Raw genomic sequence first — 26,003 nt, 5'->3', positions numbered from 1 at the left:
TCACCAACGCTAGCCTCGCCCCTCAGCCGCCGCTCACCAGGACGACCTCAAGGGTGCGGGGTCCGTGCACGCCCTCGACGCGGTCGAGTTCGATGTCGCTGGTGGCGGAGGGGCCGGAGATCCAGGTGAGGGGCCGGGTGGGGTCGAGGCGTTCGAGGGCCTGGGGGACGGAGGAGACGACCTGGTCGGGGACGCGGACGACGCAGATGTGATGGTCGGGGACGAGGGTGATGCGGCGGCGGCCCTGGTCGGGGGAGCCGTCGAGGACGAGGGTGCCGGTCTCGGCGACGGCGACGGCGCAGGCGGTGACGACGCTGTCGACGGCGTCGAGTTCGGCGGGGGTGTCCGTGGCGCGGTCGTGGATGCGGACCGGGTCGGCGGACTTGAGCCACTCCGCCGGCAGCTCGGGCGGCACCACGACGGACTGCGACCCGTGTTCGGCGAGCAGCCGCATGACCACGTCCGGCAGTTCTTCAGTCGTGCAGCGGTGCACGATGGCCCGGTAGTCCGCGAGGTTCTCGGCGAGGAGTTCCACCGTCTGCTCGGTGGTGCGGGTGCCGTGTTCGCGCAGGTAGCCGCGGTCGATGTCGGTGGCGTACGCGTCGGGGGCCTCGACGGGGCCGCCGAGGGCGCGGCGGACCCGGCCGAGGATGACGTCTTTGCTGCTCACTTGTTCGTCTCCTTGCCGCCATTGGTCCGTTTCCACCAGTCGCGGAAGGGTTCCGCGGGCACCGTGGGCAGGTCGCGGGTGGCGGTCCAGGCCTTGCCGGGGCCGGGCATGGTGCGCGGGTGGAAGCGGCGGGTGCGTGAGGCCAGGCGCTGGCCGGTGGCGAGCGCGGCGGGGTGGGTGAAGGTCCAGGTGGCGGCGCGCATCGCGGCGCGTTCGGCGGCGTGGCCCTTGGCGGGGCGGAGCATGACCTTGTTGCCGTTACGGGTGGCGGGACCACCCGCCACGACCCGCTCGCGCAGGTGGACGAGGACCTCGGGGATGTCGATGGCGACGGGACACACCTCGTAGCACGCCCCGCACAGGGAGGAGGCGTAGGGGAGGGAGGCGTCGATGTCGCTGCCGGTGCCGCGCAGTTGGGGGCTGAGGATGGCGCCGATGGGGCCCGGGTAGACGGAGCCGTAGGCGTGGCCGCCGGCCCGCTCGTAGACGGGGCAGACATTGAGGCAGGCCGAGCAGCGGATGCAGCGCAGGGCCTGGCGGCCGACCTCGTCGGCGAGGGTGTCGGTGCGGCCGTTGTCGATCAGCACCAGGTGGAAGGCCTGCGGGCCGTCGGAGTCGGTGGTGCCGGTCCAGGTGGAGGTGTAGGGGTTCATGCGCTCGGCCGTCGAGGAGCGCGGCAGGGTCTGGAGGAACACCTCCAGGTCCTGCCAGGTCGGCACGATCTTCTCGATGCCGACGACCGAGATCAGGGTCTCGGGCAGCGTCAGGCACATGCGGCCGTTGCCCTCGGACTCGACCACCACGAGGGTGCCGGTTTCGGCGACCATGAAGTTGGCGCCCGAGATGCCGACCTTGGCGCGCAGGAACTTCTCGCGCAGGTGCAGCCGTGCCGCCTCGGCCAGCTCGGCGGGGGTGTCGGTCAGGTTCTCCGGGGCCGGGCGGCCCCAACTGCCCATCTCCTTACGGAAGATGTCGCGGATCTCGCCCCGGTTGCGGTGAATGGCGGGGACCAGGATGTGGGAGGGCTTGTCGTGGCCGAGCTGGACGATGAGTTCGGCGAGGTCGGTCTCGTAGGCGTTGATGCCTTCGGCTTCGAGGTGTTCGTTGAGGCCGATCTCCTGGGTGGCCATCGACTTGACCTTGACGACCTCCGACTCGCCGGTCTCGCGCACCAGCGAGGTGACGATCCGGTTGGCCTCGTCGGCGTCGCGCGCCCAGTGCACGGTGCCGCCGGCGGCGGTGACCGAGTCCTCCAGCTGGAGGAGGTAGTGCTCCAGGTGGGCGAGGGTGTGGTCCTTGATCTCCTTGCCGGCCTGGCGCAGGTGTGCCCAGTCGTCCAGCTCCGCCACCGCGCGCTCGCGTTTGTCGCGGATGGTGTGGGTGGCGTGTTTCAGGTTGGCGCGCAGGGTGGTGTTGCGGACGGCGTCGTGCGCGGCCTTCGGGAAGGCCGGCATCCCGATGTACGTGCCGCTCATACGTGGGGCTCCTCTTGAGTGGCGGCCAGGATCTCGGCGATGTGGACGGGGCGCATGTCGACCTTCAGGCGGGACATGGTGCCGCCGATGTGCATCAGGCAGGAGTTGTCGGCCGCGCACAGCACGTCCGCGCCCGTCGATTCGGCGTTGCGGACCTTGTCGGTGCCCATCGCCGTCGACACGTCCGCGTTCTTGACCGCGAAGGTGCCACCAAAGCCACAGCACTCCGCCGCACCCGGCAGCTCCACCAGCTCAAGTCCCTTGACTTTGCTGAGGAGTTGGGTGGGCCGGTCGCCGAGGCCGAGGGAGCGCAGGCCGTGGCAGGTGGGGTGATAGGTCACCGTGTGCGGGTAGTACGCGCCGACGTCGGTCACCTTCAGTACGTCGACCAGGAACTCGGTCAGCTCGTACGTCTTGGGGATCACCGGCGCGAGCGTCGTCGCCAGGCGTCCGCCACGGCCCTCCGAACGGGCCCGCTCACCCATCCGCGGGTACAGCTCGCGCACCATCGCCGCGCACGATCCGGACGGCGTGATGATTGCGTCGTAATCACCAGAGGCGAGGCCGGGGCCGAAGGTGTCGGCGTAGTGGGTGGCCAGGGGTTCGGCCTCGCGGCGGTAACCGGTGTTGTAGTGCGGCTGGCCGCAACAGGTCTGCGCGGCGGGGAAGTCGACCTCCACGCCGAGCCGGTTGAGGAGCTTGACGACGGCGCGGCCCGTATCCGGGTAGAGCGTGTCGTTGACACAGGTCAGGAAGAGCGCGACACGCATCGGGGCCCCTTCGGTCGGTCGGATTCGGGTGGCGCGGCTGGGCTGTGGGTGATGAGTGATGGGTGACGGGTGATCATCGGACGGGTGCAGCGTACGTCGTGAACGGGGGTTGGTCACGGGGTGCGGACGCGTGCCGCCGCCGCGTCCCACGCGCCACGGTCGCCGCTCGGTTCGTAGCGCGCCAGCGGCTGGGTGTCGGCGACGAGCCGGCGCATCGCGGCCCGGTCGCCGATGACCCCGTCGGCCCGCGCCTGAACGAGCACGTTGCCCAGCGCGGCGCCCTCGGCGGGGCCCGCCACGACCGGCAGTCCGCAGGCGTCGGCCGTGAGTTGGCACAGCAGGGCGCCCCGGGCGCCGCCGCCGACGATGTGCACCACGTCGACCGGGCGGTCGGCGAGGCGGGCCGCGTCCTCGATGGCGCGGCGGTGGGCGAGGGCGAGCGAGTCGAGGATGCAGCGGGTGATCTCGGCGCGGGTACGGGGCTCCGGCTGGCCGGTGGCGCGGCAGGCGGCGGCGATCCGGTCCGGCATGCCGCCGGGTGGCAGGAACGTGGGGTCGCCCGCGTCGACGACCGAGCGCAGCGGGGTCGCCTTCGCGGCTTCGTCGAGGAGGGCGGTCAAGTCCGGCTGTTTCCAGGTGCGTTGGCATTCCTGGAGCAGCCACAGGCCCATGATGTTGCGGAGGTAGCGGACCGTGCCGTCGATGCCGAGCTCGTTGGTGAAGTTCGCGGCGCGGCTCTCCTCGGTGAGGACGGGCGCGTCCAGTTCGAGGCCGGCGAGGGACCAGGTGCCGGTGCAGATGTACGCGAAGTTCTCCTCGGTCGCCGGGACCGCGGCCACGGCCGACGCGGTGTCGTGCGAGGCGACCGTCGTCACCGGGACGGGGCCTGTGAGGCCCGTCTCGTCGAGGACGTGGGGGAGGAGTTCGCCCGCGGGGTCGCCGGGGCGGCGGAGCGGGGCGAAGAGGTTCACGTCGATGCCGGCGCGGGCGGCGATGTCGTGGGCCCAGTCGCCGGTGCGGGGGTCGATGAGCTGGGTGGTGGAGGCGTTGGTCAGCTCGGTGCCCTGCCGGCCGGTCAGCCAGTACGTGAGGAGGTCCGGGACCATCAACAGGCGTTGGGCTGCGGCGAGTTGAGCGGTGTCTCGGGCCGCGGTGAGCTGGTAGATCGTGTTGAACGGGACGTACTGGAGGCCCGTGGCCGCGTACAGCTCCTCCGGCGGGATCGTCGCCCACAGCTTCTCGGCGGCGTGGTCCGTGCGGGTGTCCCGGTAGTGGTACGGGTTGCCGAGGAGGACGTGGTCCGCGTCGAGCAGGCCGTAGTCGACGGCCCAGCTGTCGATGCCGACGGAGCGGACCGGCCCGGTCTTGCGGAGCCCTTCCAGGATGCCCGCGTACAGCCCGAGGATGTCCCAGTGCAGGCCGTCGGGGGTGCGGACGGGCGTGTTCGGGAACCGGTGGGCCTCCGCCAGGGTCAGGGTGTCCGGCGTGACGTGGGCCGTCATGACCCGGCCGCTGGAGGCGCCCAGGTCTATCGCGGCGTAGGGGGGAGTCGTGGGCATGAGGTTGGCCTTTGCGGGTGTGCGGTGTGGTGGGTGGCCGGGGAGGAAGGTCGCCCCCTCCTCCCCTTCCCGTCCCGAAACCGGGGGCGAGCCCCGGACCCCCGGGGATGGGGACGTCGTCGGAACATGGCGGCCCAACGTGGTTGCGCGCGCAGTTCCCCGCGCCCCCAACCATCAAGCCCCGCCGGCGATTGAGGCGCGGGGTCCGGGGCGGAGCCCCGTGCGGGTGGGCGCGCCCAGGCGGGTCAGCGGAGGAACGCCGCCGCGACACCTGCGTCCACGGGGACATGCAGACCCGTCGTATGCGTAAGGTCCCCCCCGGTCAAAGCGAAGACCGCGTTGGCGACGTGTTCCGGCAGCACCTCCCGCTTCAAAAGAGTCCGCTGCGCGTAGAACTCGCCCAGCTTCTCCTCCTCCACCCCGTACACCGCGGCGCGCTTCGCGCCCCAGCCCCCGGCGAAGATCCCCGACCCGCGCACCACGCCGTCCGGGTTGACCCCGTTGACCCGGATGCCGTCCCCGCCCAACTCGGCCGCCAGCAACCGCACTTGGTGCGCCTGGTCCGCCTTCGTCGCCGAGTACGCCACATTGTTCGGACCCGCGAACACCGCGTTCTTCGAGGCGATGTAGACGATGTCGCCGCCCATGTCCTGCGCCCGCATCACCCGCGCCGCCTCGCGCGAGACCAGGAACGAACCGCGCGCCATGATGTCGTGCTGGAGGTCCCAGTCCTTGGCCGTGGTCTCCAGGAGCGGCTTGGAGATGGAGATGCCCGCGTTGTTCACCACGAGGTCGACCCCGCCGAAGGCGAGCGCCGCGGCCCGAAACGCGTCCGCGATCTGCTCCTCCGACGTGACGTCGACCGTCACGGCGACCGCCGTGTCGGGTCCGCCCAACTCCTCGGCCACCGCCTCCGCACCGTCCGCGTTGAGGTCGGCGACGACCACGCACGCGCCCTCGGCGACGAGCCGGTGCGCGATGGCCTTGCCGATGCCGGAGCCCGCGCCCGTCACCAGGGCCACCCGCGTGGCGAGCGGTTTCGGCTTCGGCATCCGCTGGAGCTTGGCCTCCTCTAGCGCCCAGTACTCGATGCGGAACTTCTCCGACTCCTCGATCGGCGCGTACGTGGAGACCGCCTCGGCGCCGCGCATCACGTTGATCGCGTTGAGGTAGAACTCGCCGGCCACGCGCGCCGTCTGCTTGTCCTTGCCGAACGAGAACATGCCGACACCCGGCACGAGCACGATCGCCGGGTCCGCGCCGCGCATCGCGGGGGATTCGGGGCTCGCGTGCCGCTCGTAGTACGCCGCGTACTCGGTGCGGTAGTCGGCGTGCAGTTCCTTCAACCGCTCGGTCACGGCGTCGAGTTCGGCCGTGGGCGGCAGGTCGAGGACGAGCGGGCGGACCTTCGTACGAAGGAAGTGGTCCGGGCAGGAGGTGCCGAGCGCGGCGAGGCGCGGGTGCTCGGCGGACGCCAGGAAGTCCAGGACGGGACCCGAGTCGTCGAAGTGGCCGACCTGCGGGCGGTCCGTGGACGCCAACCCCCGTATGAGCGGCGCGAGTTCGGCGGCCCGGGCCCGGCGCCCGGCTGCGCCGAGTGCCGCGTAGCCCTCGACGACCGGGCCGAACGGCTCCTCCTTGCCGCGCTCGGCGAGGAACGTCTCGGCGGTGCGGATCATGTAAAGCGAGTTGGCCTCGCACTCCTCGGCCGTGTCACCCCACGCCGTGATGCCGTGACCGCCCAGGATGCAGCCGATGGCCTCCGGGTTGGCGGCCTTGATCGCGGCGATGTCCAGGCCGAGCTGGAAGCCGGGGCGGCGCCACGGCACCCACACGACCTTCGTGCCGAAGCACTCGGCGGTGAGCTTCTCCCCGTCGGCCGCGCAGGCGAGCGCGATACCGGAGTCCGGGTGCAGGTGGTCGACGTGTGCCGCGTCGACCAGGCCGTGCATGGCGGTGTCGATGGACGGCGCGGCGCCGCCCTTGCCGTGCAGGCAGTAGTCGAACGCGGCGACCATCTCGTCCTCGCGCTCCACGCCCGGGTACACCTCGGTGAGCGCCTTGAGACGGTCCACGCGCAAGGCGGCCAGGCCTGCCTCCGTGAGCGTGCCCAGGTCGCCGCCGGAGCCCTTGACCCACATCAGCTCGACGTCGCCGCCGGTGACCGGGTCCGTCTCGGTGGCCTTGGCGGAGGTGTTGCCGCCGGCGTAGTTGGTGTTGCGGGGGTCGGCGCCGAGCCGGTTCGAGCGGTCGATGAGGGCGGCGACCTGGGGGTGCGTAGCCATGAAAGGTCCTAAGTTCCTGAGATGTTGAGGGCTGTGGTGTGTCGGGAGGTGGTTACGCGCCCCACCCGGCCTGCTCCCCACCGACCCGCTCGGCCACGATCCGCTCCTGCCATCCGGAGGCGGTGTACGCGGTGACGGGATTCGCCGCGAGTCCCTGCTCCTCACGCCACTCGGCGAGCAGCGGCCGCACGTCGGTGTTGTACGCGTCCATGATCACGGAGTTCGCGGTCAGGACGTCGCCAGAGGCCTGCGCGGCGCTCAGCGCCTCACGGTCCACGAGCAGCGCCTTCGCGGTGGCCTCCTGGACGTTCATCACGGAGCGGATGACCGCCGGGATCTTCGCCTCGATGTTGTGGCACTGGTCGAGCATGAACGCCACGTTGGTCTCGGGGTCGAAGCCGCCGTTCTTCGCGACCTCGTGCAGGATGCGGAACAGCTGGAACGGGTCGGCGGCGCCCACCATCAGGTCGTCGTCCGCGTAGAAGCGGGAGTTGAAGTCGAAGCCGCCGAGCTTCCTCTCGCGCAGCAGCAGCGCCACGATGAACTCGATGTTCGTGCCGGGCGCGTGGTGGCCGGTGTCGACCACGACCTGCGCCTTGTCGCCGAGCTTCATGCACTGCATGTAGGAGGTGCCCCAGTCCGGCACGTCCGTCGTGTAGAAGGCCGGCTCGAAGAACTTGTACTCCAGGAGCAGCCGCTGGTCGTCGCCGAGTCGCTCGTAGACGGCGGCGAGGGACTCGGCGAGGCGGTCCTGGCGGGCCACGATGTCGTCCTGGCCGGGGTAGTTGGTGCCGTCGGCGAGCCAGATCTTCAGGTCCTTGGAACCCGTGGCGTCCATGATGTCGACGCAGTCCAGGAGATGGTCGAGCGCCTTGCGGCGGACCTTCGGGTCCGGGTGGCAGACGCTGCCGAACTTGTAGTCGTCGTCCTGGAAGGTGTTGGAGTTGATGGTGCCGAGTTCGACACCGTGCTCCTTCGCGTACGCCGACAGCGCCGCGTAGTCGTCGACCTTGTCCCACGGGATGTGCAGCGCGACCTTCGGGGCGATGCCGGTGAACTCGTGCACCTTCGCCGCGTCTTCGAGCTTCTCGCGGGGCGTGCGGGGCACACCGGCCTGGGCGAACACCTTGAACCGGGTGCCGGAGTTGCCGTAGCCCCAGGACGGCGTCTCGATCCGCTGGTTGGCGAGTGCGGCCTTCACGGCAGCGATGTCAGGCATGTCCACCTCTGAGTACACGGGTCTGCGAGCCGTCGGATGAATCATCTGTGAATCGATTCATTGTGCAGCGAAGCTAGTCCCCCTCGTGGGGTGCGTCAAGGGGGTGGGCGGCAACTCTCGCGCGTTACGGAATCGTGTCGTACGTCGATGTATTCCGGCCGTCCAGACCCCTTGACCGGGCCGCCGAGGCGTAGCTAGCTTCCGGAACGTTTCACTGAAACATTTCACGTCGGGTGACCTTCGACCCCTGGAGACCTTTCATGACGCCACCTGAACCGGAGACCACTCCGGTGCTCGCCCTGGAGGGGGTGAGCAAGTCCTTCGGTGCCGTGCGCGCCCTGCGCGGTGTGTCACTGAGCCTGCACGCGGGCGAGGCGCACGCCCTCGCCGGTGAGAACGGCGCGGGGAAGTCGACGCTCATCAAGACCCTCGCCGGGGTGCACCGCCCGGACGCCGGGACGGTTCTGCTCGACGGCTCCCCGGTCGAGTTCCACGGCCCCGCCGACGCCCGCGACGCCGGTGTCGCCGTCATCTACCAGGAGCCGACACTCTTCCCCGACCTGTCCATCGCCGAGAACATCTTCATGGGCCGCCAGCCGCGCCGTTCCTTCGGCCGCGTCGACCACACCACGGTCAAGGAGGCCACCGCGGCGCTGTTCAAGCGGCTCGGTGTGGAGCTCGACCCGGACCAGCCGGCCCGCGGCCTGTCCATCGCCGACCAGCAGCTCGTCGAGATCGCCAAGGCGCTGTCCTTCGACGCCCGCGTGCTGATCATGGACGAGCCGACCGCCGCGCTCACCGGCAGCGAGGTGGCCCGCCTGTTCGGTGTCGTACGGACGCTGCGCGAACAGGGCGCGGCGGTCCTCTTCATCTCGCACCGCCTGGAGGAGATCTTCGAGCTGTGCCAGCAGGTGACGACGCTCCGCGACGGGGCGTGGGTGGCGAGCGAGCCGGTCGACGGGCTCGCCGAGGACGACCTCGTACGCCGCATGGTGGGCCGGGACCTCGACGAGTTGTACCCCAAGCAGGACACCGAATTCGGCGAAGTGGCCCTGAAAGTCAGCCGGTTGACGCGCGAGGGTGTGTTCACCGACGTCTCCTTCGAGGTCCGGCGCGGCGAGATCGTCGGCCTCGCAGGGCTCGTCGGCGCGGGCCGCAGCGAGGTGGCTCGCGCCGTCTTCGGCGTTGACCGCTTCGACGGCGGCGAGGTGGAGGTCCTCGGCCAGAGGCTCAAGCCCGGTGCGCCGAGCCTCGCCATGCACGCGGGCCTCGCGCTCGTCCCCGAGGACCGGCGGGCCCAGGGCCTCGTGATGGACATGTCCATCGAGCGCAACATCGGCCTCACCGGCTTCGCCGACACCTCCCGCGCGGGACTCATGAACCGCAAGGCGGAGCGCAGCCGGTCCCTGGACTGGTCGGTGAAGCTCCAGGTCAAGTACGCGCGGCTCGGCGATGTCGTCGGCACGCTCTCCGGCGGCAACCAGCAGAAGGTCGTCCTCGCCAAGTGGCTGGCCACGGGCCCGCAGGTGCTCATCGTGGACGAGCCCACGCGCGGCATCGACGTCGGCACGAAGGCCGAGGTGCACCGCCTGCTGTCCTCGCTCGCGGCCGACGGCGTCGCCGTCCTGATGATCTCGTCCGACCTGCCCGAGATCCTCGGCATGGCCGACCGGGTCCTCGTCATGCACGAGGGCCGCCTCTCCGCGGAACTGCCGCGCGCCGAGGCGAACGAGGAGTCCGTGATGGCGGCGGCGACGGGGAGGACGGCGTGAACCCCGCACTCCCCGGGCCTGCTCTTGAGCACGCCGCCCGCACCGCAAGGAGCACCCCATGACCATCACCGCACCACCCGTACACGAGGACGCGGCGCCACCGCCCGCCGCGGGGCGCCGGCTGCTCGACAAGGTGTTCAAGGCGCGCGAGCTCGCCGTCGCCGCCGTGCTCGTGGTGATGCTGCTCGCCACGCAGGTCTCCAACCCCGAGTTCCTGTCGCAGCAGGGCGTCAAGGACCTCCTCCTGAACGCCACCATCCTCGTCCTCGTCGCCACAGGACAGGCGATCGTCGTCATCACCCGCAACGTCGACCTGTCCGTCGGCTCGGTGCTCGGCATCTCCGCCTTCGCCGCAGGTGACTACCTTCAGAGCGGCGGCAGTTCACTGATCGCCGTCGTGTACGCCGTCGCCATCGGCACCGTCTTCGGCGTCCTGAACGGCGCGCTCGTCAGCCTCGGCAAGGTGCCCGCCCTCGTCGTCACCCTCGGCACCCTGTACGTGGTGCGCGGCATCGACTCCATCTGGGTCGGCTCGCAGCAGATCGTCGCCGCCGACCTGCCCGACACCTTCGTCGACTTCGGCCACGACGGCATCTGGATCGTGCCCTATCTGGCACTGCTCGCCGTCGCCGTCCTGCTCTGCGTCGGCTACTACCTGCGCAGCTACCGCAGCGGCCGCGAAATGTACGCGCTCGGCTCCAGCCCAGAGGCCGCGAACCTCGCCGGCATCCCCGTCCGCAAGCGGATCATGACCGCGTACGTGCTGTGCGGCGCGCTCGCCGGACTCGCGGGCGCCCTGTACCTGGCGCGCTTCGGCAACGTCGACTCCGGCACCGGCAACGGCTACGAACTCACCGTCGTCAGCGCCGTCGTCGTCGGCGGCGTCGCCTTCACCGGCGGCGCAGGCACCGTCTACGGAGCCGCGCTCGGCGCCCTGCTGCTGACCTCCATCAACAGCGTGCTGCCCGCCATCGGCGTCAGCTCCGTCTGGGTCACCGCCATCAACGGAATCCTGCTGCTGCTCGCCATCGCCGTCGACCGGATCGTCGCGCTGCGCGTCGCCGCCGTGCTGCGCAAGCAGGCCGCACAGATGAGGAGTGCCCGACATGCCTGACTCTCTCAAGCACTCGGTCCGTTGGGACACCGCCGTCGGCGCCCTGCTCGTCGTGCTGCTGCTCTGCTCGTTCGCGTTCGTCGACAACTTCGGCAACGCGCTCAACCTGTCGTTCCTGATCGGCAACACACTGCCCATCGCGATCATCGCGCTGCCGATGACGATGCTCGTCATCTCCGGCGAGGTCGACCTGTCGGTCGGCTCCACCGTCGGCCTGTCAGGCGCCGTGATGGGCGCGCTGTGGAACAACGGCATGGCCATCGAGACGATCATCCCGCTGTGCCTGCTGCTCGGCGTCGTCTGCGGCCTCGTCAACGGGCTGCTCGTCACCCGCCTCGGCCTGCCCTCCCTCGCCGTCACCATCGGCACCATGGCCGCCTACCGCGGCATCGCCCAGATCGTCCTCGGCTCCGACTCGGTCACCGACTTCCCCTCCCCGTACCTGGACTTCGGCGCGAACCGGATCGGCGACACGTTCATCCCGTACGCCGCCCTGCCCTTCGTCGTCCTCCTCGCCATCGCGACCGTCGTGCTGCACGCCACCCGCATGGGCCGCTCCCTCTTCGCGATCGGCGCGAACGAGGAGGCCGCCCGGTTCGCCGGGGTGCGCGTCAAGCGCCTCAAGCTGTCGATGTTCGTCACGACGGGAGTGCTGTCCGCGCTCACCGGCGTCTTCTGGGCCCTGCACTACGCCAGCGCCCGCTACGACAACGCCACCGGGCTCGAACTCTCCGTCATCGCCGCCGTGTTGCTCGGCGGCATCGACTTCGACGGGGGCAAGGGAACCCTCGGCGGAGCCATCGCCGGTGTGTTCCTGCTCGGCTCGCTGCAGAACGTGATGAGCCTGCTCAACGTCTCCGCGCAGTCGCAGATCGTCGTCACCGGCGTGCTGCTCGTGATCTCCGTGCTCGCGCCGCGCGTCGGCCGCCAGGTCGCGCAGGCACGGTCCAGGAAGAGAACGGCGGCCGCGGTCACTTGAGGCCCCCGCCCGCCCCGCTCACCCCGCCCACCCACACGTAAGGAACCACCCATGAACGTGACCTCCAGAACCCGCCGACTCACCGCGGCCCTCGCCGTGACCACCGCCCTCGTCCTCGGTGCCACCGCCTGCGGCGGCACCACCAAGTCGGACTCCAACAAGGACGACGCGAAGTCCGCCGCCGCGGGCAAGGCCGACCCGGACGCCAAGACCAAGAAGGGCCTCACGGTCGCCTTCCTGCCCAAGCAGGTCAACAACCCGTACTTCACGACCTCCGACAACGGCGGCAAGAAGGCGGTGCAGCAGCTCGGATCGACGTACAAGGAGGTCGGCACCAGCTCCGGCACCGACACCTCCGGACAGGTCTCCTACGTCAACACCCTCACCCAGCAGCAGGCCGACGCCATCGCGGTGTCCGCGCAGGACCCGGGCGCCCTGTGCACCGCGCTCAAGCAGGCCATGAAGAACGGCGTCAGCATCGTCACGTACGACTCCGACACCAAGGTCGACTGCCGCAACGCCTTCGTCTCCCAGGCCTCCGCCGAGGACCTCGGCCGCACCCAGGTGCAGCAGATCGCCAAGCAGATCGGCAACAAGGGCGAGATCGCGGTTCTCTCGGCGGCGCAGACGGCCACCAACCAGAACACGTGGATCAAGTACATGAAGGACGAGCTGAAGAAGCCCGCCTACAAGGACATCAAGCTCGTCACGACCGCCTACGGGGACGACGACGCCCAGAAGTCGTTCCAGCAGACCCAGGGCCTCCTCCAGGAGCACCCGAAGCTGAAGGGAATCGTCTCCCCGACCACGGTCGGCATCAAGGCCGCCGCGCAGTACCTGTCCGGCTCCAAGTACAAGGGCAAGGTCAAGCTGACCGGCCTCGGCACCCCCAACGACATGCGCGCCTACGTCAAGAACGGCACCGTCGAGGCCTTCGAGCTGTGGGACCCGGCGAAGCTCGGCGCGCTCGCCGCGCACACCGCCGTCGCGCTGGAGTCCGGGCAGATCACCGGCAAGGCGGGCGAGAAGTTCACGGCCGGCGACATGGGCGAGTACACGATCGGGAAGGACGGCGTCGTCACCCTCGGCAAGCCGACCGTCTTCGACAAGTCGAACATCGACGACTACAAGTTCTGAGCGGGGCACGGGAGATGAGTGACATGCAGCGCGTCTGCTTCCTGCTCAAGGTCAGGGCCGACCGCATCGACGAGTACCGCGCCCGCCACGCGGACGTGTGGCAGGAGATGCGCGAGGCCCTGTCCGCCACCGGCTGGCACAACTACTCGCTCTTCCTGCGCGAGGACGGCACGCTCGTCGGATACCTGGAGACGGAGGACTTCGACAAGGCCCGCGCCGCCATGGACGCCACCGACGTCAACGCCCGCTGGCAGGCCGAAATGGGCGAGTTCTTCGAGGCGTTGGACGGGCAGGCACCCGACGCCGCGATGCGCCCGCTCACCGAGGTCTTCCACCTTGCCTGAGCGTTCCGGCGTGGGCATCAAGGACGTCGCCCGGGAGGCGGGTGTCTCGGTCGGCACCGTCTCCAACGTCCTCAACCAGCCCGACCGGGTCTCCGGGCCCACCCGCCGCCACGTCCAGCAGGTCATCGCCCGCCTCGGCTACGTACGCAGCGAGTACGCCCGCCAACTGCGGGCCGGTCAGAGCCGGATCATGTCGCTGCTCGTCCTCGACATGGGCAACCCGTTCTTCGTCGACCTCGCACGCGGCGCCGAACGCGCCGCGCGCGAGGCCGGGCTCGGCGTGATGGTGTGCAACAGCGCGCAGAGCCCGGCCGTGGAGGCCGAATACCTCTCCATGTTCGCCGAACAGCGGGTACGCGGCGCCCTCATCACCCCGGCCGACCCGAGCGGCGCCACGCTCCGCGCGTTTCGCCGGCACGGCATCCCGTACGTCGTCGTGGACCGGGTCGCGGGCGACGAACCGGGCTGCTCGGTGGCGGTCGACGACGTGGCGGGCGGCACGCTCGCCCTCCGCCACCTCGTCGACGCGGGCCACCGCTCCCTCGCCTATGTCAGCGGCCCACCCCACCTCAAACAGGTGCAGGACCGCCGCGAGGGCGCCCACAAGGCACTCGCCGAGGCGGGCCTGGCGGCCTCCCACCTGTACGAACTCCCCACGGAGCGCCTCGACGTGGCAGCCGGCCGCGACGCGGGCGCCCGCCTCCTGGGCCTCGCCCACCGCCCCACGGCCGTCTTCTGCGCCAACGACCTCCTCGCCCTCGGCGTCCTGCAATCCCTGTACGCGGCCGGGGTCCGGGTCCCCGAAGACATGTCCCTGGTCGGCTACGACGACATCGAATTCGCCTCTGCCGCCACGGTCCCCCTCACCTCGGTCCGCCAGCCGGCCACCAGCCTGGGCACCATCGCCGCCCACCTCCTGCTCCAGGAAACGGGCGACCACGCGGCCGACCACCACCACGAACACATTGTGCTCCGACCGGAGTTGGTGGTACGGGGGTCGAGCCGCGCGGTGCCGTAGCGGTCAGCGCACCGTGCTGGTCACCCGGTACCTCCCCGGCGCGAGCCGGTACGTGGCCACCTTGTCGGCGAAGCCCTCGAAGCGCACCCCGTCGGCCTTCGCCAGGGGGGTGCGGCCCTCGCGGACCGCGTCCGCGGAGACGGCCGGAAGGGCGAGCGTCGCCTCGGTGCCGGCCGGGACCACGGCCTCGTACGCGAGCGTGCCGTCGCCGGACAGGGACCACTTGCTGGCGATCTCGCCGTACGGGGAGAGGTGGCGGCCCTCGACCTCGGTGACCTTCCCGGTCGGGTCGAGGTGCGGCTGAAGGCGGAAGCGCCGGAAGCCGGGGTGCTCGGGGTCGCCTGCGATGCCCGCCATGTACGTGTACATCCACTCCATGATCGCGCCGTACGAGTAGTGGTTGAAGGAGTTCATCTCCACCGGACCGAAACCGTCGTCCTTGGAGTAGGAGTTCCAGCGCTCCCAGATCGTCGTCGCGCCGTTCTTCACCGAGTAGAGCCAGGAGGGCATCGCGTCCTGATGCAGCAGCTTGTACGCGAGGTCGGGACGGCCCTCGTCGGTGAGGACGGGGGCGAGGACGTTCGCGCCGAGGAAGCCGACGGAGAGGGTGTTCTCCGCGTAGTCGACGCGGGCGCTGTCGGGGTGGGCGGCCTTGTACGCCGCGTCGTTGCCGATGTTGTCCGCCAACAGGCCGACCAGGGCGCGGCGTTGGGCCTGCGTGTCGTACAAGCCGAGCTTGAGTACCCACAGGAGGGCCGACTGGCTGTTGTCCTCCGGGTCGCCGCCCATGACCGGCTTCCCGCCGAGGCTGGACCGTACGGTGATCTTGTCGCCGTCGACCGCGAGGTACTTCGCCATGAAGGCGCGGCGGACGCGGGCGAAGAGGTCCTCGTACGCCTTCGACTCCGCGGTCCGGCCCGTCGCGCGCGCCATCTGCGCCATCAGGCGGACGCTGTACGCGTAGTAGACGTCGCTCATCAGCTGGGTGCCGGTGTTCTGGAAGGCGAGCCAGTCGGCGAAGATCGCGCCCTGGCCCGCGTAGCTGTCGCCGCCCTTCTTCTTGATCCAGTCGATGTAGTGGGTCATGGCGTCCCAGCTGCGGTCGATGATGCTCCGGTCGCCACTCATCTGCCACACCGTCCACGGCACGACGACCCCGCAGTCCGCCCAACCGCTGCACGGCGCCGCCGCGTTGTACCGGTTGCCGGGCGCGACCGCCGTGAACTGGGCGCCGTCGACGCCGTACGTCTTCTGCGACTCGATCAGGATGTCCTCGAAGTGGCTGAGGAAGGCGACGGAGTCCGTGTTGTAGAGGGCGGTGCCGGCGAACACCTGGGTGTCACCGGTCCAGCCGAGCCGCTCGTCGCGCTGCGGGCAGTCGGTCGGCACCCACAGGTAGTTGCCGCGCTGGCCCCAATGGACGTTGCTGATCAGCTGGTTGATGTCCTCGTCGTTGGTCGTGATGCTGCCGGTCTCGCGCAGGGCGGAGGTGGCGACCTTGCCGGTGAGACCGGAGACCGTGACCTCGGCGTCCTTCGTGGTCACCGCCACCGACACGTAGCGGAAGCCGTAGAAGGTGAGTGAGTCCTGGTGTGTCTCGCCCTTGCCCGCGCCCTTGAGGATGTACGTGCTGGTGGCCTTCGCCGAGCGCAGATTGGCCCGGTAGAGGGAGCCTTCGGGGCCGTCCGCGCCCTTGCTGTCGTCGTTGAGCATCTCGCCGAACATGACGACGACTTCGGCTCCGGCGGGGCCGCGCAGCGTGTAGCGGGGGACGCCGACCATGTTCTGGCCGAGGTCGAAGACGGCGGTGTCACCGGAGCGCAGGGTGACCGGGCCGGGCTTCCCGCTGGTGGAGCGGGCGGGGTCGGGGACGACGCGGCCCTTGCCGTTGGCGCTCGACCCCTCGCCCGTGACCTCGGAGTAGACCGTCACCGACTGAGCCGCGCGGTCCCACTTCTCCATCACGCGGGCCGTCTCACCGGGGTAGGCGGTGAGCTTGGCGTCCGGGTACTTCGCGGAATAGCCGACCTCCTCGACGTCCGACCACGCGGAGGCGTCGAAGCCGCTCGCCGTCCAGCCGGTGAGCTCCTTGCGGGCGTCGTAGGTCTGGCCGTCGTAGATGTCGTCGGCGCGGTGGGGGCCGGTGTCGGTGGCCTTCCAGCCGGAGCCGGGCTTCGTGACGACGCTCTGCGTGCTGCCGTCGGCGTACTGGACGAGCAGCTTCGCCTTGAGGGCGAGGGGATTGCCGTCCTTGGAGTAGTACGTGCTGCCCTCGGAGACACGTGAGTTGTACCAGCCGTTGCCGAGCACGGCGGCGAGCGTCACATCACGGCCGCCGCGTGCGACCGACTCAGTGACGTCGTACGTCATGTAGTTGACGCTCGTGTCGTAGTTCGTCCAGCCCGGGGTGAGCAGTTCGAGTGTGTGGCCCTCGCCCTCGGGCACCGTGACGCGCTCGCCGTTGACATACGCCTCGTAGACGCCGAGCGCCGTCACGTACAGGCGCGCCTCGCGGACCTTTCCCTTGCGCAGAGCGGTCTGACTCCGCAGCAGCGGCGCGCCCGCCGAATTGAGCTTCTTGCCCTTCATGCCGATCCACTGGGCGCCGTCCCAGCGGGTGACGCCGTCGCTGCTCAGCAGGGCGGTCTCGAAGCGGGCGGCGGGGGAGACGCCGACCTCGCGGCCGTCCGCGTCCCACACCGTCACGGACCAGAAGTACCCAGTGGACGGCCCCAGTTCGGGTCCGGCGTAGCGCACGGCCACCGAGTCGGGCGACATCACGCGGCCGCTGTCCCACACGTCGGCGCGGGCGAGCCGTGCGGCGCTGGACGCCACCCGGATCCGGTACGCGCCCTGCGCCAGGCCGCGCTCGCGTGAACCGAGCCGCCAGCCGAAGCGCGGGCGGGCGGCGTCCGTGCCGAGGGGGTCGACGCGGTGCTCGGTGGTGAGGCCGGTGACCGCGCCGCCCGGGGAAGCGGGGAGGGCGGCGGGTCCCGTGGAGGTCGTCGCGGCGGCGGGCGGGGCGGCGGCCCCGGCCGCGATGACGGGTACCGCGCCCGCGGTCGCGGCGAGGACGGTTCTGCGGCGGATGTCGCTGGTCATCTGTCGTGTCCCTTCGACGATGCTGGTGAACCGTGCGGTGGGCGTTCCTGTGGTGCGGCGCGGCTTCGGGTCAGCCGCGCAGCGGCAGCCGGGCGTACGGCACGAGGCGCACGGGACCGGTCAGCCCGTACTCCTGCCGCCTGGCCGCGCCGAACACGTCGGGGCGGGCGACACGGAGCCGGTTGAGGAGGGTGGTGGCCACCTCGATCTCGATCGTGTTGGAGCCGATCCGCAGCCTGCCGCCGAGGTCGGCGACGCGCGTGAGCTGGTCGACCGGCGGCAGGTCGCGTCCGTTGACGCGGATCGTGAACGTGTCGAGGACGCCGCCGAGTTCGAGCAGCGCGCCGTGCACGCCGGGATCCCAGCCGTCGGCCTCGGCGAGGTCGACGGTGGTGCGGTAGCGGCCGATCCCGGAGACGTCCTCCAGGCCGGGCAGCCGGGTCCACGGTGCGAGCGTGTCGAGCGTCGCGTCGTGCCGCTCGTGGACGGTTTCCGTGGCGGTGGCCCCCGGCCGCCAGTCGTCGACCGTCAAGTGCCAGGAGGCGAGGTCGACGGGGGCCGGGACGGCGTCCACCGTGGTGCGGCGTGTGCTGCCGTCGTCGAGCGTGGTGGTGTACGTGCCGGGCCGCGACGCCCGCAGCTCCAGGCGGCCGCCCGCGGCGACACGCAGCTCGTCGGCCCCGGTGGCGGTCGCGTGCCGACGGGGCGCGGCGCCGCGCGGGCGGGCCAGCACGATCACGGTGACCGCGCCCGGCCGAAGGTCCACGGTGAGACGGATCCGCCCGTCGTCCGTGCGCGTGTACAGGGCGAGCGGGGTCAGGTCGCCGGTCCACGGGTCGAGGCGGTGCGGGATCGCGCCCTTGACGTGCGCGGTGAGCGTGACGTCGTGCGTGATGCGACTGCCGGTCGAGCCCTTCTTGCTCACCGCGTCGTTGGCGAAGAAGTAGTAGTCGGCGTGGCGGTCCGTGCGGTGGGCGTGCACCAGCATCGACGACCGGTCGTACTCGACGTCGCGGGTCAGGCCGAGGGCGGCGATCGCCTCGGGGACGTCGGGCCGGTCGGCGACCGTGTGCACGGTCTTCGACTCCTGGAGCCGGGTGAGCAGGAGCCGAAGGCGGTCGTTGTCGCCGGGGCGGGCCAGGCCCGGCACGTGGGCGTCGGACCAGTCGCCGATGAGAATCACCGGCAGGCCCGCCCGCGCGTACTCCAGGAGTTTCCCGGCGACGTCGAGCTGGAGCGTGTGTTCACGGCCGATCATGATGTCGCCGTCGACGACCAGGGCCTTGAGCGCGGGACCGTCCGGGGCCAGACGCCCCTCGCGCACCACGGCCGACGGCAGCGACAGCAGCCGCGGGCTGAGGAACGTGTGGGTCCAGCCGACCGGCACCCCGTCGCTGGAGAACCACGGGGCGCCCAGGCCCGAGCCCGCGTACCCCTTCTGCCGCAGCACGCCCACGTCGACCCGGTTCACGCCGGTCTGGAGCACCTGCTGCACCCGCGACAGGAACCCGGCGACCTGCGGTGTGTGCCGCCACAGCGGCTGACGCGGGCCCCACGCCTCGCCGTACCCGGCCGCCCCCTTGTACGGGGAGAAGGCCGCGAACCCCGGCCACTGGGCGCCCGGCGCGTCCGCGTACGCGAAACCGTGGAAGACGGCCTGGTTGACCCCGGCCGCGTACTGGGTCACCAGCTTCTTCAGCGTGTCCGTCCACGTCGTGGCGTAGGCGCCGCCCGCCGTGCCGCCCGCCTCGTTGGACACCAGCGGCTTGCCGCCCATGTCGCGGCCCCCGGCCAGAGCGCGGAAGTCGTCGAGGTTCTTGAACCCGAGCGACTCGCCCTCGGTGACGTCCAGGATCGCCGACTTGTAGACGGCGTCGGTCTCCAGGCCGTACGGCTGGATGCGCAGCTTCAGGCCCAGCGTGTGGGCCCACCGCTGCACAGGCCGCAGATGGTGCTCCACATACAGCTCGGTGACGACCTCCATCACGTCCCGCCGGATCGCCTTGTCCAGGGACGACTCGAAGCTGAAGACGTACTTCTCGTCCTTCTCGACGAAGGCGGCCAGATGGGGCAGGAGCGGGTAGCCCATGCGCCGCTCGAACGCGGCGGGCAGCGCTGGCGTCCACAGCGTCGCGTCGGTCTCCAGCTCGATGGAGTCCTCGAACAGCGTCCCGCCGGTCTCGCGCAGCAGCCCCCGGATGGTGGGCGTGAGGATGTGCCTCTCCCAGAAGTCGGTGACCGCGCGGGTGCCCGCGTCGCTGAGGTGGTCAACGACGTAGGAGAGGGGAGTGGTGTGGTCGCGGCCCTCGGGGCGCTGGCCCGAGCCGCGCTCCCAGTACGTCACGAGCAGCCAGGTCGCGCCGTCGTCAGGGGCGCTCCAGGTGAGCCGCCCGCCCGCGACCTCGTCGGTGAGGTCGGTGACGGTGTCCTGGTCGAGGCGTACCGGGACGGCGGCCGGCGAGCTGCCCGCCGTCACCCGCACCGCCTGCACGAGCAACAGCCGCTGCTCGCGCACACCGTCCGCGGCCTCGACCACGGCGGCCGGGACCGGCCCCTCGTAGCGCCCGCCCGGTGCCACCACGGCCGCACCGTGGGCGAGTTCCTGCGCGGCGCCGGGGCTGTCCGGGGTCAGGGAGGGCACCGCCGCGGGCCACGCCGGGCCGATGGTGAGGTCCACCGTCACGTCGCGCTTCTTCGCCTCGCGCAGTGCGGCCTCCACCGCGGCCCGCCAGGCCTCGGTGCCCCAGCCGTAGCGGACCGTGTCGAGCTGCTGGTCCATGCTGTGGGTGACCGCGGCGATCTCCACTCCGCCGAAGCCCGCGTCGGCGATCTGGCGGATCTCCCGGGCGAGTTCGCCGGTGTCCACGCGCGCGTCGGGCCACCACCAGCGGAACTTGGGGCGCACGGACGGCGGCGGGGCGGGCAGCGCCGGTGACGGTGGTGCGGCTCCCTGGGCGAGGGCCTCGGGCGCGGCGCCGAGCGGCAGGGCCGAGGCCGCCGATGCCAGGGCGGCCGTTCTCAACACAGTGCGTCTGCGCGGGCCCATCGAGCTCCTCGATTCTCCTCGCCCTGGTCATAGGGCAGTTGAACGGTTCAAACGATTCAATTGCGGTTGCTGGAACGTACGCGTCCACGAGTGCGGAGGCAAGAGATTGAGCAACAGGCCATCTGTGCAAGCAGATTGACAGGCGATGCCGGCTCCCCGAAAGTTGCCCGGAACAGCAGGGCGAAACGATTCAAGACGCTGCCCGGGGCGGCGGCCCTGGGCGCGGCGCCCGGATACGGCGGGACGGCCCTCGCCGCGGCGGCCGCCGAGGAAGGGCTCGCCGCCGACGGGGCGAGCGGCGCGGCGCCCGCGCCCGCTCTCGCCGAAGTGCCGCTGCGCGACGTGACGTTGCTCGACAGCCCGTTCCGCGCCGACATGCGCCGCACCTGCGCCTACCTCAAAGCCGTCGACCCCGACCGGCTGCTGCACACCTTCCGCACCAACGTCGGCCTCCCCTCCGACGCCGAACCCTGCGGAGGCTGGGAGGCTCCCGACGTCCAGTTGCGCGGACCCAACACCGGTGAGCGGGAGAGGTGCCCGTGACCTCGGGGCAGGTCGGGGCGCCGAAGGGCGCGCGGCTCGTGGGCACGGAGGACGGAAAGGCGCTCTACGACGTCGGCCCCGGCACCTGGACGTTCCGCTCCGCGTACGACACGGCGGACTGACACGCTCGGCATGTTCGGCGGGCCGGACGCCGGACGGACACACCCACGTACACTCCCACTGCCGCACCAGCTCACCAGGAGGACCACACCCGATGGGACAGTCCGTGGGGATCAAGGACGTCGCCCGTGAAGCGGGGGTGTCCGTGGGCACGGTCTCGAACGTGATCAACCGGCCCGAGGCCGTGGCCGACGCGACGCGGGCCCGCGTCCAGGCCGCCATCGAACGGCTCGGCTATGTCCGCAGCGAGTCGGCGCGCCAACTGCGCGCCGGACGCAGCCGCATCATCGGCTTGCTCGTCCTCGACATGGGCAACCCGTTCTTCGTGGATGTCGCGCGCGGCGCCGAGCGCGCCGCGCGGGACACCGGGCTCGGGGTGATGGTGTGCAACAGCGCGCAGAGCCCCGTCGAAGAGGCCGACTACCTGTCGCTCTTCGCCGAGCAGCGGGTACGCGGAGTCCTCCTGACGCCCGCCGAGGCGACCGGCCCCACCGTGGAGGCCTTCCGTCGGCACGACATCCCGTTCGTCCTGGTCGACCGGGTCGCCGAGGGCGCCACCGAATGCTCGGTCTCCGTCGACGACGTCAACGGCGGCGCGCTCGCCGTGCGCCACCTCATCGACGCGGGACACCGCAGCATCGCCTACGTCAGCGGCCCGCGCACGCTCAACCAGGTCGAGGACCGCCGCCAGGGCGCCCTGCGCGCCCTGAATGAGGCAGGACTGCCTTCCTCCGTGTTGCGCGAACTCCCGACCGAACGCCTCGACGTGGCGGCGGGCCGCGACGCGGGCGCCCGCCTCCTCGGCCTCACCGAGCGCCCCACCGCCGTCTTCTGCGCCAACGACCTCCTCGCCCTCGGCGTCCTGCAGTCCCTGTACGCGGCCGGGGTCCGCGTCCCCGACGACATCGCGATCGTCGGCTACGACGACATCGAGTTCGCGGCGGCGGCCGCGGTCCCGCTCACCTCGGTGCGCCAGCCGGCCGTCCACATGGGCGCCCTCGCCGCGGACCTGCTCCTGGAGGAGATCGAGGCGGCGGACGAGCCGGGGCGTGTGCACGAGCACCGACGGGTGGTGCTGCAGCCGGAGTTGGTGGTGCGGGGGTCGAGTCTCGGCGCGCGCTGAGCGTCAACGGACCGTTCGGCCCTACCCGGGGCGCACACCCGCGGCTAGCGTGCTCCGCAACCGCAGCCAACAGCGCGTGGGAGAGGTCGCCATGCCGGGCAAGGACCGTAGAGAAGCGCCGTGGTTGCCACCGCGCTGGTTCATCCGCCTCGCCTGGTCGGTGCACCGGGGCGCGTACCGGGCCTTCGGCGGCAGGGTCGGGCTGTGGAAGCCGCGCCCCGACAAGTGGGGCATCTTGCGGCTCACGACCACGGGTCGCCGCACCGGCCGCCGGCGCGGTGTCATCGTCGCCTACGTGGAGGACGGCCCACAGCTGGTCACGCTGGCGATGAACGGGTGGGGCGAAGGCGAGCCCGCCTGGTGGCTCAACCTCCGGGCACACCCCGAGGCGACCGTCCACATGGTCTCCGGCCGGCGGACGGTGCGGGCGCGCGCCGCGACGGGCGACGAACGGACGCGGCTGTGGAACCGCTGGCGCGAGACCGAGAAGAACCTGGACGCCCACGCGGCGAAGCGGTCCACCGAGACCACGGTGGTGATCCTGGAGCCGCTGTACTGACAGTCGCCCGAGTGCGGGGGCAGCGCCCACCTACGCGATCACCGTGTGCTGAACTGGGCGGACGAACCGTCCGCACCGCAGCACAGGAGCCGCATTGAGCGCCGCCAGCTACCGACAGGCCGGGGTCGTCCTCACCGACCGCCGGTTCTCCGTACCCCTGGACCATGAGGTCCCCGACGGGGAGCGCATCGAGCTCTTCGCGCGCGAGGCCGTCGCTCCGGGGCGCGCGCACGAGAACCTGCCGTGGCTGCTCTACCTCCAGGGCGGCCCCGGCTTCGGCGCCAACCGCTTCTCCGGCCCGGCGGCCTGGCTCGGCCGCGCACTGAAGGACTACCGCGTCCTCCTCCTCGACCAGCGCGGCACCGGCGCCTCCGCCACCGTCAACCGCCAGACGCTCCCGCTGCGCGGCGACGTCGAGCAGCAGGCGGCGTACGTGGGCCACTTCCGCGCCGATTCGATCGTGCGCGACTGCGAGTTCATCCGCCGGGAGGTCACCGGCGGCGCGCCCTGGACGATCCTCGGGCAGAGCTTCGGAGGCTTCTGCGCCGTCCGCTATCTGTCGTCCGCTCCGGAGGGCCTGCAAACCGCGATCATCACGGGTGGCCTGCCGACGCTCGACGGCCACGCGGACGACGTCTACCGGGCCGCCTACCCGCGAGTCGAGCGCAAGGTGCGCGCGCACTACGCCCGTTACCCGATGGACGTCGAGCGGGCGAAGGACATCGCCACGTACGTCCAGGAGCACGAGCCGGTCCTTCCGAACGGCTACCGCCTGACCGTCCCCGCCTTCCAGTCCCTCGGCATCTGGCTCGGCGCGGGCGACGGCAGCGACCGGCTGCACTACCTGCTGGAGGACGCGTTCGTGCGGACCCCGGGTGGGCGGGAGCTGTCGGACGCGTTCTGCGAACAGGTCGCGGGCGCGCTCTCGTACCGCTCCCACCCGCTGTACGCCGTGGTGCACGAGGCGATCTACGCGCAGGGCGGCCGGGCCACCGACTGGTCCGCGGAGCGCGTACGCGGTGAATTCCCGCAGTTCGACGGGGAGAAGGCCCTCACGGGCGGCGGGCCGCTGCTGTTCACCGGCGAGACCGTCCACCCGTGGCAGTTCGACTGCGACCCGGCGCTGCGGCCGCTGCGCGGGGTCGCGGAGCGGGTCGCGGCCCGCACCGACTGGGCGCCGCTGTACGACCCGACCCGGCTCGCCGCGAACGAGGTCCCGGCGGTCGCCGCCGTCTACCACGACGACATGTACGTGGACACGGAGCACGCGCTGCGCACCGCCCGGACCATCCGCGGCCTGCGCCCGTGGGTGACGAACGAGTTCGAGCACGACGGGCTGCGGGCGGGCGGTCCGCGGGTGCTGGACCGGCTGCTGGCGATGGCGCGCGGAGAGGTGTGAGCTCGCGGGCAGGGCCATAGGCTGCCCACATGACCCTGCCCGAACCCAGCACCGAAGCCCCGCTTCACCCCATGCCGGAGGACTGGCGGCGCGCCCTCGCCGTCGTCGCCCACCCGGACGATCTGGAGTACGGCTGCTCCGCCGCCGTCGCGGCCTGGACGGACGCGGGCCGCGAGGTGAGCTACGTACTCGCCACCCGCGGCGAGGCCGGCATCGACACCCTCGAACCGGCCAAGTGCGGCCCGCTGCGCGAACAGGAGCAGCGGGCCAGTGCGGCGGTCGTCGGTGTGGAGACGGTCGAGTTCCTCGAGCACCGGGACGGTGTCATCGAGTACGGCACGGCGCTGCGCCGCGACATCGCCGCCGCGATCCGCCGCCACCGCCCGGAACTCGTCATCACCCTCAACCACCGGGACACGTGGGGCGGCGTCGCCTGGAACACGCCCGACCACGTCGCCGTCGGCCGCGCCACGCTCGACGCGGCCGGGGACGCGGGCAACCGGTGGATCTTCCCCGAGCTGACCGAGCAGGGCCTCGAACCATGGGACGGGGTGCGGTGGGTGGCCATCGCCGGTTCCGCGCAGCCCACGCACGCCGTCGACGCGACCGCCGGCCTTGAGCGCTCCATCAGCTCCCTCCTCGAACACCGCACGTACATCGAGGTGTTGACGGACGAGGACCCGGAGACGTACTGCCGTACCTTCCTCATGGGGAACGCGCAGTCGGCGGCGGAGCGGTTCGGCGGGAAGCCGGCGGTGCCGTTCGAACTGTTCAGCAGGTAGGGCCGACCCGCTCAGGAAGGTGTGCGCGGATTGCCCTATGGTTGCGCCATGGCAGCCGAGTTGATCCGTATCGTCTCCCGTTCGTCGCCGATGGCCCTGGCCCAGGTGGAGCGTGTCCGCGGCGAACTCGCCGCGCTGCACCCCGGCATCCGCACCGAGGTCGTGCCGGTCACGACCAGCGGTGACAAGTGGATGGGCGATCTGTCGAAGCTCGGCGGCAAGGGCGCTTTCACCAAGGAGGTCGACCGGGCGCTCCTCGACGGGCAGGCCGACCTCGCCGTCCACTGCCTCAAGGACATCCCGGCCGACCGGCCGCTGCCCGAGGGCTGCACGTTCGGCGCGTACCTGAAGCGGGACGACGTACGGGACGCGCTCATCGACCCGGCGGGCCGCACCCTCGACGAACTGCCCGAGGGGACCCGCGTCGGCACGTCCTCGGTCCGCCGTGTCGCTCAACTCGCGGCGTCGCACCCGCACTTGGAGTGCGTCCCGATGCGCGGGAACGCCAACCGCCGCATGGAGAAGATGGCGGCGGGCGACGCGGACGTACTCCTCCTCGCGCTGTCGGGACTCGAACGTATCGGGCGCACCGATGTCATCACCGAGGTCCTCTCGCCGGAGACGATGTGCCCGCCGATCGGTGCCGGGATCCTGGCGCTGCAGTGCCGCGAGGGCGACGAGTCGACGTTGGAGGCGGTGACCGGTCTCGGCGACCGCGACACCTGGCGCGAGGCGACGGCCGAGCGCATGTTCCTGCACGTCCTGCAAGGCCACTGCAACTCACCGATCGCCGGCTACGCCCGCGCCGAACGTTCCGGCGACCTGTCGCTGCGGGGCTGTGTGTTCACCCCTGACGGCAAGCGGGTGCTCAACGCGCAGGAGTGGGCGGGCCCGTTGGACCCGGCGACGCTGGGGATGTCGGTGGCGGTGGCGCTGCTGCGGCAGGGCGCGCGGGAACTGATCGACGGCATCGCGCACTGAGGGCCT

General features: G+C 71.2%; 21 protein-coding genes. 13 read left to right on the top strand and 8 right to left on the bottom strand.

Features of this window, described 5'->3' with window-relative positions:
- Positions 1-22: 22 nt before the first annotated feature.
- From ACFYWS_RS17870 to rhaI, 6 genes are all read right to left on the bottom strand, one after another.
- Positions 23-670: a lactate utilization protein C gene (locus tag ACFYWS_RS17870; protein WP_389276791.1), complete on the bottom strand. Its 648-nt coding sequence runs from the start codon at positions 668-670 to the stop codon at positions 23-25.
- The gene (locus tag ACFYWS_RS17865) at positions 667-2,145 is read right to left on the bottom strand and encodes a LutB/LldF family L-lactate oxidation iron-sulfur protein (protein ID WP_389276789.1); all 1,479 of its coding nucleotides are present in this window, start codon (positions 2,143-2,145) and stop codon (positions 667-669) included. Before ACFYWS_RS17865 ends, ACFYWS_RS17870 begins: the two co-directional genes overlap by 4 nt.
- Complete coding sequence (locus tag ACFYWS_RS17860; protein ID WP_389276786.1) at positions 2,142-2,915, bottom strand: (Fe-S)-binding protein; 774 nt, start codon at positions 2,913-2,915, stop codon at positions 2,142-2,144. The genes ACFYWS_RS17865 and ACFYWS_RS17860 overlap by 4 nt, the downstream gene beginning before the upstream one ends.
- Before the next feature lie 113 nt (positions 2,916-3,028).
- The gene (locus ACFYWS_RS17855; RefSeq protein WP_389276783.1) at positions 3,029-4,474 is read right to left on the bottom strand and encodes a rhamnulokinase family protein; all 1,446 of its coding nucleotides are present in this window, start codon (positions 4,472-4,474) and stop codon (positions 3,029-3,031) included.
- A 245-nt stretch (positions 4,475-4,719) separates the two neighbouring features.
- On the bottom strand, positions 4,720-6,759 hold the full coding sequence (locus ACFYWS_RS17850) for a bifunctional aldolase/short-chain dehydrogenase (RefSeq protein WP_389276780.1): 2,040 nt from the start codon (positions 6,757-6,759) through the stop codon (positions 4,720-4,722).
- A 52-nt stretch (positions 6,760-6,811) separates the two neighbouring features.
- Positions 6,812-7,978: an L-rhamnose isomerase gene (gene rhaI / locus ACFYWS_RS17845; protein ID WP_389276777.1), complete on the bottom strand. Its 1,167-nt coding sequence runs from the start codon at positions 7,976-7,978 to the stop codon at positions 6,812-6,814.
- A gap of 260 nt (positions 7,979-8,238) precedes the next feature.
- Between rhaI and ACFYWS_RS17840 the strand changes: the two genes are divergently transcribed.
- From ACFYWS_RS17840 to ACFYWS_RS17815, 6 genes are read left to right on the top strand one after another with little or no spacing between them, the layout of a single operon-like run.
- Positions 8,239-9,750: a sugar ABC transporter ATP-binding protein gene (locus ACFYWS_RS17840; protein WP_389276774.1), complete on the top strand. Its 1,512-nt coding sequence runs from the start codon at positions 8,239-8,241 to the stop codon at positions 9,748-9,750.
- A gap of 58 nt (positions 9,751-9,808) precedes the next feature.
- On the top strand, positions 9,809-10,864 hold the full coding sequence (locus ACFYWS_RS17835; protein WP_389276771.1) for an ABC transporter permease: 1,056 nt from the start codon (positions 9,809-9,811) through the stop codon (positions 10,862-10,864).
- Positions 10,857-11,843 (top strand): ABC transporter permease, encoded by a 987-nt coding sequence (locus ACFYWS_RS17830; RefSeq protein ID WP_389276768.1) that lies wholly within the window; start codon positions 10,857-10,859, stop codon positions 11,841-11,843. The genes ACFYWS_RS17835 and ACFYWS_RS17830 overlap by 8 nt, the downstream gene beginning before the upstream one ends.
- 51 nt (positions 11,844-11,894) lie before the next feature.
- Entirely contained in the window at positions 11,895-12,980 is a 1,086-nt protein-coding gene (rhaS, locus tag ACFYWS_RS17825) for a rhamnose ABC transporter substrate-binding protein (protein ID WP_389276765.1), read from the top strand.
- A gap of 23 nt (positions 12,981-13,003) precedes the next feature.
- The gene (locus tag ACFYWS_RS17820; RefSeq protein WP_389277379.1) at positions 13,004-13,324 is read left to right on the top strand and encodes an L-rhamnose mutarotase; all 321 of its coding nucleotides are present in this window, start codon (positions 13,004-13,006) and stop codon (positions 13,322-13,324) included.
- Positions 13,317-14,342 (top strand): LacI family DNA-binding transcriptional regulator, encoded by a 1,026-nt coding sequence (locus ACFYWS_RS17815; protein WP_389276762.1) that lies wholly within the window; start codon positions 13,317-13,319, stop codon positions 14,340-14,342. Before ACFYWS_RS17820 ends, ACFYWS_RS17815 begins: the two co-directional genes overlap by 8 nt.
- 3 nt (positions 14,343-14,345) lie before the next feature.
- Here the strand turns inward: ACFYWS_RS17815 and ACFYWS_RS17810 are convergent, their stop codons facing one another.
- Both ACFYWS_RS17810 and ACFYWS_RS17805 read right to left on the bottom strand, forming a co-directional pair.
- Positions 14,346-17,444, bottom strand: a complete 3,099-nt coding sequence (locus ACFYWS_RS17810) for a family 78 glycoside hydrolase catalytic domain (RefSeq protein WP_389276759.1) — start codon at positions 17,442-17,444, stop codon at positions 14,346-14,348.
- Between the two features lie 70 nt (positions 17,445-17,514).
- Positions 17,515-20,469 carry a glycosyl hydrolase gene (locus tag ACFYWS_RS17805; protein ID WP_389277376.1) on the bottom strand — a complete coding sequence of 985 codons (2,955 nt, stop codon included), beginning with the start codon at positions 20,467-20,469 and terminating at the stop codon, positions 17,515-17,517.
- Positions 20,470-20,625: 156 nt separating this feature from the next.
- On the opposite strand from ACFYWS_RS17805, the gene ACFYWS_RS17800 reads away from it, so the two are divergent.
- The 7 genes from ACFYWS_RS17800 (at position 20,626) to hemC (ending at position 25,997) form a co-directional block, all read left to right on the top strand.
- Positions 20,626-21,033: a beta-L-arabinofuranosidase domain-containing protein gene (locus tag ACFYWS_RS17800; protein ID WP_389276756.1), complete on the top strand. Its 408-nt coding sequence runs from the start codon at positions 20,626-20,628 to the stop codon at positions 21,031-21,033.
- A complete protein-coding gene (locus ACFYWS_RS17795) occupies positions 21,030-21,155 on the top strand; it encodes a hypothetical protein (protein ID WP_389276753.1) in 126 nt (41 codons plus the stop codon). Before ACFYWS_RS17800 ends, ACFYWS_RS17795 begins: the two co-directional genes overlap by 4 nt.
- 92 nt (positions 21,156-21,247) lie before the next feature.
- Positions 21,248-22,276, top strand: a complete 1,029-nt coding sequence (locus ACFYWS_RS17790) for a LacI family DNA-binding transcriptional regulator (RefSeq protein WP_389276750.1) — start codon at positions 21,248-21,250, stop codon at positions 22,274-22,276.
- A gap of 76 nt (positions 22,277-22,352) precedes the next feature.
- Complete coding sequence (locus tag ACFYWS_RS17785) at positions 22,353-22,835, top strand: nitroreductase/quinone reductase family protein (RefSeq protein WP_389276747.1); 483 nt, start codon at positions 22,353-22,355, stop codon at positions 22,833-22,835.
- Between the two features lie 94 nt (positions 22,836-22,929).
- Positions 22,930-24,234: an alpha/beta fold hydrolase gene (locus tag ACFYWS_RS17780; RefSeq protein WP_389276744.1), complete on the top strand. Its 1,305-nt coding sequence runs from the start codon at positions 22,930-22,932 to the stop codon at positions 24,232-24,234.
- 29 nt (positions 24,235-24,263) lie between these two features.
- Entirely contained in the window at positions 24,264-25,016 is a 753-nt protein-coding gene (locus ACFYWS_RS17775; protein ID WP_389276741.1) for a PIG-L deacetylase family protein, read from the top strand.
- A 48-nt stretch (positions 25,017-25,064) separates the two neighbouring features.
- The gene (gene hemC / locus ACFYWS_RS17770) at positions 25,065-25,997 is read left to right on the top strand and encodes a hydroxymethylbilane synthase (protein WP_389276739.1); all 933 of its coding nucleotides are present in this window, start codon (positions 25,065-25,067) and stop codon (positions 25,995-25,997) included.
- Positions 25,998-26,003 lie beyond the last annotated feature (6 nt).

It is taken from the genome of Streptomyces sp. NPDC002795 (genome assembly GCF_042888725.1).
Taxonomy (GTDB): Bacteria; Actinomycetota; Actinomycetes; order Streptomycetales; family Streptomycetaceae; genus Streptomyces.
This window is presented reverse-complemented; position numbering and strand designations above follow the sequence as displayed.